The following is an 8,487-nucleotide window of genomic DNA, read 5'->3' on the forward strand; positions in this document are numbered from 1 at the left end:
GAGGTAAGGCATAGTTTTTCTGAGTTTTAGCACTTTTGGAGGTAAGGCATAGTTTTTCTGAGTTTTAGCACTTTTGGGCGAGAAACATTTCTAATGTATGGATCCCAGCTATGTCTTCTATAATAATCCTGATGTTCGGTTTCGGCTGGATAAATGACTTTAAATGGAATCACTTCAGTTACCACCGGCCTGTTGTAACCATTTATAGAATCAATTCTACTAATTAGGTTGTGAATTATTATTTTCTCTGAAGGCGACCGATAAAAAGCGATCGAACGATAATCAGGGCCCAGATCAGGCCCTTGTCCATCCTCCTGGGTAGGATCGTGTGCATTGAAAAATGCTTCGGTTAGTCTTTCAAAGCTTATTACGTTGGGATCATAATAAACCTGTACCGCTTCCGCATATCCGGTAGTTTTAGACAATACCTCATTATAACCCGGATTTGGTTTAGTACCGCCCGAATAGCCACTTATAACCTTACTCACTCCCTTTAACTCCAGCATACATTCCTGCATTGCCCAGAAACAGCCACCAGCATAGGTTGCCACAGCTTCTCCCCTTTTTGCTGCTGTTATTACTGCAAATCCATTTTTAGTTTCCAGTTTTTGCGCCTCATTACAAGCGCAAGATAAAGTAGTCAGAAGTATCCAAAATATTAGCTTAACTTTCATAATCAGGCTTTATGTAATATACGCTGATAAACGCATTTTAATTTTAACATCTGTTTAATTAGCAAACTGATGACAAAAAAAATCCGCATCACTATGTGTGATGCGGATTAAAATAGCTGTCTTTAAAACCTACGGCCAGATACCAAGGTTCATATAAGAAACTGCGATCTTATCAATTGAACCCACAAAAGCAGCGGTCCTTAATGTTTGAACACCAGGTTTGGTAATTAAATTCTCTCTGATCTCATGGTAGGAATGAATCATTGTGTCCTCTAATCCTGAATTTACAAGCTCCATCTCAGAAGCTCCCTTAACAATCATTAAACGATTTTCAGCTGGGATCTTTTTACCAGTAAGATTTTCTAGGGTATTGATTAAGTTGGCATTAGAATTCTCTGCATAACGGTTTTCCATGCGTCCAAATGCTACGTGCGAGAGGTTTTTTAACCATTCAAAATAAGAAACAGTAACACCACCTGCATTACAATACATATCAGGTATGATGATCCCTCCCATTTCGGTAAATATTTCTTCAGCCTCAGGCGTAGTTGGCCCATTTGCACCTTCAGCAATAATTTTTGCTTTTATATTGCGAATGTTGTTTACAGTAATTTGGTTTTCTAAAGCGGCCGGAACTAAAATATCGCATGGTTGCTCTAATCCTTCCATTGAATTTTTGAAATCAGTAGCTCCAGGGAATCCCAATATCGATCCTGTATTTTTACGATGAGCAAAAACTTCATCAATATTTAATCCATTTTCGTTGTAAATTGCCCCCTCATACTCGCAAAGACCAACAATTGTTGCTCCGAACTCTGAAAGGAATTTAGCTGAATGATAACCCACGTTTCCTAAGCCCTGAACAATAACACGTTTATCGCCTAATCCTGCTTTAAATCCAATCTTTTGCATATCCTCGGCTACATTAACGCATTCCTTAACAGCGTAAGCAACACCACGTCCGGTAGCTTCTTTACGGCCGCGAATGCCATGTAAAGCAATTGGCTTTCCGGTAACACAACCTAAAGCATCAAGTTGCCCCGGATTCATAGTCATATATGTATCTGCAATCCAGCTCATTTCACGTTCACCAGATCCATAATCAGGAGCCGGGACATCAATACCAGGACCAATAAAATTTTTCTTTATCAACTCAGTTGTGTAGCGGCGTGTTATAGTTTCTAGCTCGGCCACAGAGTAGTTCTTAGGATTAATACAAATACCACCTTTTGCCCCGCCAAAAGGAACATTTACAATAGCACACTTGTAAGTCATTAGGGCTGCTAAAGCCATTACCTCATCTTCATTTACCATCTCACTGTAACGGATACCACCCTTTGTTGGGCTCATGTGATGAGAGTGTTCTACTCGCCATGCATCAATAACTTCAAATCCATTTCCTCTTCTAATTGGGAACTGGAAACGATACACACTGTTACAGGCTTTAATTTGATTTAATAGTCCCTCGGGATGGGAAGTGAACTGCGCTGCACTGTCAAAATTTTTACACACGTCGGCAAAAAATTTTGTCTCATTTGCTGAATTAGCCATTATTTGTTTTTTATGAATTTTGAATAAGTTCTCAGTTATGAGTACAAAATTGCACTAAAAAAAACGATTATTACAAATGCGGAATTACTTAGTGTACGCCACACACTAGCCTTAAAAAGGTATAAAAACGACGATTAAACGATTTAAAATTAGTTTTTGTCAGATGATTTCTTTTCTATTTTTTTTAATCTTTTATCTAGAGAGAATAGATAAATCAATAAACCAACAAGAATTATGACAATGCAGATCACAACAACATATATCTTTCCATTGCTGCGTAAAGCATCAGCCATCTCCACATCATTAGATTGAGCAAATAATTGTACTGAACTTAATAGCAGCATTAAAGCAAATATGATCTTCTTCATCTTATGAATTTTGTTTGTTTTCTATTGTACGAATTCTAAATCTAATGGTATAAATCCAATACCCTATTATCGACCAGCCAATGAAAGCCGGGTATAAAACAGCGCGCATGCGGCTATCTAAATCGTAGCTGTTAAAGCCCGGATTACCACCGTTTCCGGGGTGTAAGGAGTCTGACAAACGAGGCAATACCATTATAAGCACCACCATCATCGGAAAGGCAAAAATATTGTAAATAGCCGATATCTTAGCCCTTTTTTGTTGCTCATCAATCGCATTTCTAAGTACCAGATAGGCAAAATATAAAAGTATGGCAACTGCTGTAAAATTCTGTTTCACATCAAAACTCCAGAACTGTCCCCAGGTAAATTTAGCCCAGACTGCGCCTGTAATTAGACCCAGTATACTAAAAATGATCCCCACATTTACACTCTCTATTGCTCTGATATCATCCGATTCCTTTCCGTATAATAAATATTTAACACTGTAGAATACCGAAATAGAGAACAATGTAAGCATCGCGAACCACATGGGTACATGGAAATACAGGTTACGAATTGTCTCATTTAATATGGCCAAATGGGGTACTCCGGATAGTAATCCTGCAATGGCGGTATACAAAACTAATACCGACCCTAAAATCTTCCACCAAATCTTGTTCATTATATAGGCTTAATTGTAACAAAGGTAATAACTGGGCAGGGGATTTTAAAGCTCAATCTCTCCATAAATAAGGGAATAGCAGTAATGTTACCGCCGCAACCAGTGCATTTATAATCAAAAGCAGGCCAATTTCATCTAAACTCACACTTCTGTCCAGGCCGTCAATTGCATTTTTTGTAAGCTTAATCAGTACAATTAACACAGGTATAATAACAGGAAAGCTAAGAATAGCCATTAGCATACCTCCGTTACCTGCTTTAGAGGCAATTGCTGAAATCATTGTAAAAATAGTTGAAAAGCTTAAACTACCCAATACCGTGGCTATGATGTAGAGTCCAAGATCCTGAGGCACATAATCGAAGACCATCACGTAAAAAAACAAGGCTATAAGGGTAAGAAGCATCATCAAAAGCACATTGTATACTGTTTTGGAAATGATGAGTGCAAGTGGACTTGCAATGGTATAAATGTATAATTGCTGCCCTTTGCTTTCGTGTAAAAAACCTTTTGAAACTGCATTTATGGAAGCAAAAAGCATGATAATCCAAAACAATGCATTCCAGGTAACTGGAGCTATGCTTACAAACGACAAAAAACAAACAAAAACAGTTGATACTACATACAGCAGAACGCCATTAAGTGCATATTTGGAGCGCCATTCCAGCAGTACTTCTTTCTTAATTAAATATTTTACCTGATGTAGTAATTGCATACTGTGGCAAAGATAATTTTTAATCGGTTATTTTCGATTCAAATAGGTGTTTTGTAAACTAAATATGAATAATATTGTATTAATAAACCTATCCTGATCATGAATCAATATCTTGACATCATTTTAAGAAGCCTGGCAGTTTATGCCTTTATGCTTGTTGCAATTCGCTTAACCGGCAAAAAGGAGCTTTCACAGCTCAACACTACTGATGTGGTATTGATTTTACTGATCAGTAACGCTGTTCAAAATGCTATGGTTGGTAACAACACAAGCTTATTGGGAGGATTAGTTGCTGCAGCCGTTTTGTTTGCTTTAAACTACGCTTTAAAAAAGCTCATGTTCAAAAACAAAAAGCTGAGAGACTTTATCTCTCAGCATCCTGAAATCCTTATCCACAATGGTAAATTCAATTTCGACAAACTCAGCAAGTTGGATATTACCAACGAGGAACTTGAAGAAGCCATGAGGGAGCACGGAATTGAAAAATATAAAGATGTAAAATTGGCTATTCTTGAGGTTGATGGTAACATCAGCATCATCAGCGGTGACGAACATCTAAAACAAACTCAGTTTAAAAGGAAAAGAAAACACAAATCGCTGGGCGATTTGAATTAACAATTTACTTTACCTCAACCCCTTCATTTACCAAAACAACTTTCGGTTTTCTTACAGTGATCAATATAAATGCACCGGCGGCAATAACATACCAACCCCATTTTAATTTTACCATACCTGCACCAAAGTTTATTAGTTTCTTAAAATGAAGAAAACCAAATGAATCATGTGCCTTAAAGTATATGCCAGCCAGGGTAATTAGAACTAAAACAATTCCTCCCCAACCGGCCAATTTTATCAGTCCGGCTTTATTTGCGAAGGCCCCTATCAATCCAATTACCACCAATACATAAAAAGCAATGGCTAACCTCTGGTCTATATCAAAATAATTCCAGCTGCCAATAATTGGAATACGCATAAGTGGGCACATCCCTCCTACGGCCATAAGTACTGAACCAATAATTCCCTGCAGTCTCATTTTATCTATCCTTGAGTATTGATCCCCATTTTATCAGCAAAATGCGCACAGTAATCACGCAAATCTTCTACTATAAGCGTTTCGCCTGTAGCTTTTAAAAAACTATCGCCCATAGTTTGCAACGTTTCGTAAAAAAAACGTTTCATCTCATCAACAGGCATGTCTTTAGTCCAAAGATCAATACGCATTGAGTTCTTATAGTTGTGATCCCACAATGCAAGCATCATAGACTTAACCGGAACTTGTTCCTGAGTTTGTGCATCTGTAGATTCCCAAAGAATATTATCAGGAACATTATTATCGTCTAATTGAACGGTGATTTTAATTTCTGCTTGCTTCATTAACTTATACTAGCTTTTATTATAAATATTAAAATGATGATGAAAATAATTAACACGCCTTCTACAACCCATAGTTTCTTTAGATTTAAAATAAACCTTCTGAAAATTTGATCTGATATGAAAGCAACAACTGCGGTTAAAAAGCTAAACCCAATAAGAATTCCTGTAATATCCACATATTTGGGATTTCCCTCATCTTTCTTATTTATCAGCAGCATTATGGCAATAACCAAACAGATGGCTGAAACAATATTAAGCGGGGTCAGTTTTACTTTCAATGTCTTTAACTATTTTTTGAATTTCTTCTTTTTCCATGCAGGCTGCTTATTTGTTTTATTTCTTGCAGCAGCTGCAATGGCGGCAGCATATTTTTTCTCATGGAATGCACCTTTAAAATCAGGATCTTCTTTACGCTTTTGATCGTCTATTGCACGATTTATGGCTTGCTTCTCCTCATAAGGGGTTTCTTCCACAAAAACCTCAGTCGGCAAAGGTACAACAGGAATTTCTTGTCTTATTAATTTTTGTATTTTCTCAATGTAATATTTTTCGGCTGGCGTACAAAAGGTAAGCGCATCTCCTTTTGAATATGCTCTTCCGGTACGGCCAATTCTATGCACATAATCTTCAATGATAATTGGAACATCAAAATTAATCACATGACTTACTTCCGAAACATCAATACCTCGTGATGCAACATCAGTTGCTACCAATACCCGGATATTACCTTCTTTAAAATTATTTATAGAATTAATCCTGGTATTCTGGCCTTTGTTCGCATGAATTACCCTAACAGCCTCTGCTCCAAACCTACGCTCAATGAAACTAAAAATGTTATCGGCTACCGTTTTGGTTTTACAGAAAATGATCAGTCGTTTAAACTCCTCATCATTTTTCATTAAGTGTTGCAGCAGGTTGATCTTGGTTTTAAAGTTAGGCACTTCGTACAAAGTTTGAGTAACCGTTGCAGCTGGCGTAGCTTGCTCAGCTACTTCAATTAAAGTTGGATGTTTTAAAAAGTCGCCCGCAATCTTTTGAACAAGATTACTCATAGTAGCCGAGAACAAAAGGTTCTGCCTTTTACGAGGTACAATCTCTAAAATCCTATGAATAGAGCCAATAAAGCCCATGTCCATCATTTTATCTGCCTCATCTAACACCAAAAACTTTATGTATTGGGTATTGATATGGCCGGCTAAATAAATATCTAAAAATCTTCCAGGTGTAGCTACAATAATATCAACACCGGCTTTAATCTGTTCAATCTGAGTTTTAGGTCCAAGTCCACCATAAACCACAACAGTACGCAGATCCGTGTATTTAGAGAAAATCTGGATATGCTCGGTAATTTGCATGGCCAACTCTCTTGTTGGGGCTAATATTAATGCACGTGCTGAGTCTCCCTGCGCATATTTCAACTGCATTAGAATGGGCAAAACATAAGCTGCAGTTTTACCTGTTCCGGTTTCGGCAATACCGAATATATCCTGACCCGATAATACAGGGGCTATTGCTTTTTCTTGTATAGGAGTAGCAACAGTAAAGCCTGCATCAGCTACAGCATTTAAAATCTGTCGATTTAGGTTAAACTCTTCGAAATTCTTGGCCATTCGRCAAAAGTAGTCAAAATTTATTTCCTAGCCCTTGTATTTAACCTCCACGTCATCCTGAATTTATTTCAGGGCCTCCAAAGAGAAAGGAGGCATTGCAGGTGCAGGGCCCTGAAATAAATTCAGGATGACGTAAGCTGAAAAGAATATTTTATTTAAGTTTGACACCATGAATACCATACTTATAAAAGCTGCTTCAATTGTAAATGAAGGCCAAATAGTAGTCGCCGACGTACTCATCAAGGCTGGGTTTATTGAAAAAATTGCACCAAACATTGATGAGCCTGCAGATCAGGAAATCAATGCGGAAGGATTACATCTTTTCCCTGGAATGATTGATGACCAGGTACATTTCAGAGAGCCTGGACTTACAGACAAGGCTGATATCTTTTCTGAAAGTATGGCAGCAGTTGCAGGTGGCATTACCTCTTTTATGGAAATGCCCAATACAATACCTAATACACTAACGCAGGAATTACTTGCAGATAAGTATCAGATTGCGGCTGAAATGTCTCTTGCCAACTACTCTTTCTTTATGGGTGCATCAAAAAACAGAGCATCAAATACCAATATTGAAGAAGTACTAAAAACAGACCCTAAAAACGTTTGTGGAATTAAAGTTTTCATGGGTTCATCAACAGGAAATATGTTGGTTGATAATGAAAAAGTTTTAGAAAACATCTTCAAAGAAGCACCCATGCTGGTAGCAACTCATTGCGAAGATGAGCAAACCATAAGAGCCAACATGGCCATATATAAAGAAAAATATGGCGAGAACATAACCATTGATATGCACCCACTTATCAGAAGTGCAGAAGCTTGTTATATTTCTTCATCAATGGCTATAGAGCTTGCTAAAAAACACGGAACCCGCTTACACATATTACACATATCCACTGCTAAGGAAGTTGCATTGTTCGACAATATAACTCCTTTAAAAGATAAAAAGATCACAGCAGAGGCCTGCGTTCATCACCTTTGGTTTGACGACAGGGACTATGCTACCAAAGGAAACTGGATAAAATGGAACCCCGCCGTAAAAACCGCAGAAGATAAGGATGCCATTTTAAAAGGAGTACTAGACAACCATTTAGATATTATAGCTACAGATCATGCTCCGCATACCATAGCAGAAAAGGAACAGCCTTACCTGAAGGCCCCTTCTGGTGGGCCATTGGTACAGCATGCATTGCCTGCTTTATTTGAAATGTATCATCAAAAGAAGATCACTTTAGAAAAGATTGCCGAAAAAACTGCACATAATGTGGCTATTTGTTTCAATATCGACAGAAGAGGATTTATTAGAGAAGGGTATTGGGCAGATCTGGTATTGGTAAACCTGAATGATCCGTTTAAAGTGACCCGGCAAAATGTGCTTTATAAATGTGGATGGTCTCCTTTTGAGGGTCAAACATTCCAGGCCGAAGTAACACACACCTTTGTATCGGGCAATCTTGCCTATCAGAAAGGACGATTTACAACAAGAGAAAACGGGAAAAGATTAACCTTTAACAGGTAATGAATGCAGCTTATAAAC

General features: G+C 37.8%; 10 protein-coding genes. 2 read left to right on the forward strand and 8 right to left on the reverse strand.

From position 1 onward, the window contains the following. Positions 1-26: 26 nt before the first annotated feature. The 5 genes from msrA to AC1DDX_RS19075 form a co-directional block, all read right to left on the reverse strand. Positions 27-674 (reverse strand): peptide-methionine (S)-S-oxide reductase MsrA, encoded by a 648-nt coding sequence (msrA, locus tag AC1DDX_RS19055; protein ID WP_477622420.1) that lies wholly within the window; start codon positions 672-674, stop codon positions 27-29. Between the two features lie 129 nt (positions 675-803). Beyond that, positions 804-2,225, reverse strand: coding sequence for a Glu/Leu/Phe/Val family dehydrogenase (locus AC1DDX_RS19060; protein WP_048904281.1), 1,422 nt, complete (start codon positions 2,223-2,225; stop codon positions 804-806). Positions 2,226-2,374: 149 nt separating this feature from the next. Continuing rightward, positions 2,375-2,593 carry a CcmD family protein gene (locus AC1DDX_RS19065; RefSeq protein ID WP_172660721.1) on the reverse strand — a complete coding sequence of 73 codons (219 nt, stop codon included), beginning with the start codon at positions 2,591-2,593 and terminating at the stop codon, positions 2,375-2,377. Between the two features lies 1 nt (position 2,594). Further along, a complete protein-coding gene (gene ccsA / locus AC1DDX_RS19070; protein ID WP_172660722.1) occupies positions 2,595-3,254 on the reverse strand; it encodes a cytochrome c biogenesis protein CcsA in 660 nt (219 codons plus the stop codon). A 52-nt stretch (positions 3,255-3,306) separates the two neighbouring features. Beyond that, entirely contained in the window at positions 3,307-3,966 is a 660-nt protein-coding gene (locus AC1DDX_RS19075) for a heme exporter protein CcmB (RefSeq protein WP_172660723.1), read from the reverse strand. A 99-nt stretch (positions 3,967-4,065) separates the two neighbouring features. On the opposite strand from AC1DDX_RS19075, the gene AC1DDX_RS19080 reads away from it, so the two are divergent. Next, entirely contained in the window at positions 4,066-4,581 is a 516-nt protein-coding gene (locus tag AC1DDX_RS19080; RefSeq protein WP_172660724.1) for a DUF421 domain-containing protein, read from the forward strand. A gap of 4 nt (positions 4,582-4,585) precedes the next feature. Here AC1DDX_RS19080 and AC1DDX_RS19085 read toward each other — a convergent pair whose 3' ends face one another. From AC1DDX_RS19085 to AC1DDX_RS19095, 3 genes are all read right to left on the reverse strand, one after another. Further along, positions 4,586-4,999: a hypothetical protein gene (locus tag AC1DDX_RS19085; protein WP_172660725.1), complete on the reverse strand. Its 414-nt coding sequence runs from the start codon at positions 4,997-4,999 to the stop codon at positions 4,586-4,588. A 5-nt stretch (positions 5,000-5,004) separates the two neighbouring features. Continuing rightward, positions 5,005-5,340 (reverse strand): gliding motility protein GldC, encoded by a 336-nt coding sequence (gldC, locus tag AC1DDX_RS19090; protein WP_048904276.1) that lies wholly within the window; start codon positions 5,338-5,340, stop codon positions 5,005-5,007. 287 nt (positions 5,341-5,627) lie between these two features. Further along, positions 5,628-6,950, reverse strand: coding sequence for a DEAD/DEAH box helicase (locus AC1DDX_RS19095; RefSeq protein ID WP_337715648.1), 1,323 nt, complete (start codon positions 6,948-6,950; stop codon positions 5,628-5,630). Positions 6,951-7,119: 169 nt separating this feature from the next. On the opposite strand from AC1DDX_RS19095, the gene AC1DDX_RS19100 reads away from it, so the two are divergent. Beyond that, on the forward strand, positions 7,120-8,469 hold the full coding sequence (locus AC1DDX_RS19100; protein ID WP_477622421.1) for a dihydroorotase: 1,350 nt from the start codon (positions 7,120-7,122) through the stop codon (positions 8,467-8,469). The last annotated feature ends 18 nt before the right edge of the window (positions 8,470-8,487 follow it).

Source organism: Pedobacter sp. 10L46_2 (assembly GCF_056395165.1).

Coding starts and splice junctions, on each gene's coding strand:
- AC1DDX_RS19065 (WP_172660721.1), bottom strand. CDS start 2,593: ATGAAGAAGATCATATTTGCTTTAATGCTGCTATTAAGTTCAGTACAA.
- msrA (WP_477622420.1), bottom strand. CDS start 674: ATGAAAGTTAAGCTAATATTTTGGATACTTCTGACTACTTTATCTTGC.
- AC1DDX_RS19100 (WP_477622421.1), top strand. CDS start 7,120: ATGAATACCATACTTATAAAAGCTGCTTCAATTGTAAATGAAGGCCAA.
- AC1DDX_RS19080 (WP_172660724.1), top strand. CDS start 4,066: ATGAATCAATATCTTGACATCATTTTAAGAAGCCTGGCAGTTTATGCC.
- AC1DDX_RS19085 (WP_172660725.1), bottom strand. CDS start 4,999: ATGAGACTGCAGGGAATTATTGGTTCAGTACTTATGGCCGTAGGAGGG.
- AC1DDX_RS19075 (WP_172660723.1), bottom strand. CDS start 3,966: ATGCAATTACTACATCAGGTAAAATATTTAATTAAGAAAGAAGTACTG.
- gldC (WP_048904276.1), bottom strand. CDS start 5,340: ATGAAGCAAGCAGAAATTAAAATCACCGTTCAATTAGACGATAATAAT.
- ccsA (WP_172660722.1), bottom strand. CDS start 3,254: ATGAACAAGATTTGGTGGAAGATTTTAGGGTCGGTATTAGTTTTGTAT.
- AC1DDX_RS19095 (WP_337715648.1), bottom strand. CDS start 6,950: ATGGCCAAGAATTTCGAAGAGTTTAACCTAAATCGACAGATTTTAAAT.
- AC1DDX_RS19060 (WP_048904281.1), bottom strand. CDS start 2,225: ATGGCTAATTCAGCAAATGAGACAAAATTTTTTGCCGACGTGTGTAAA.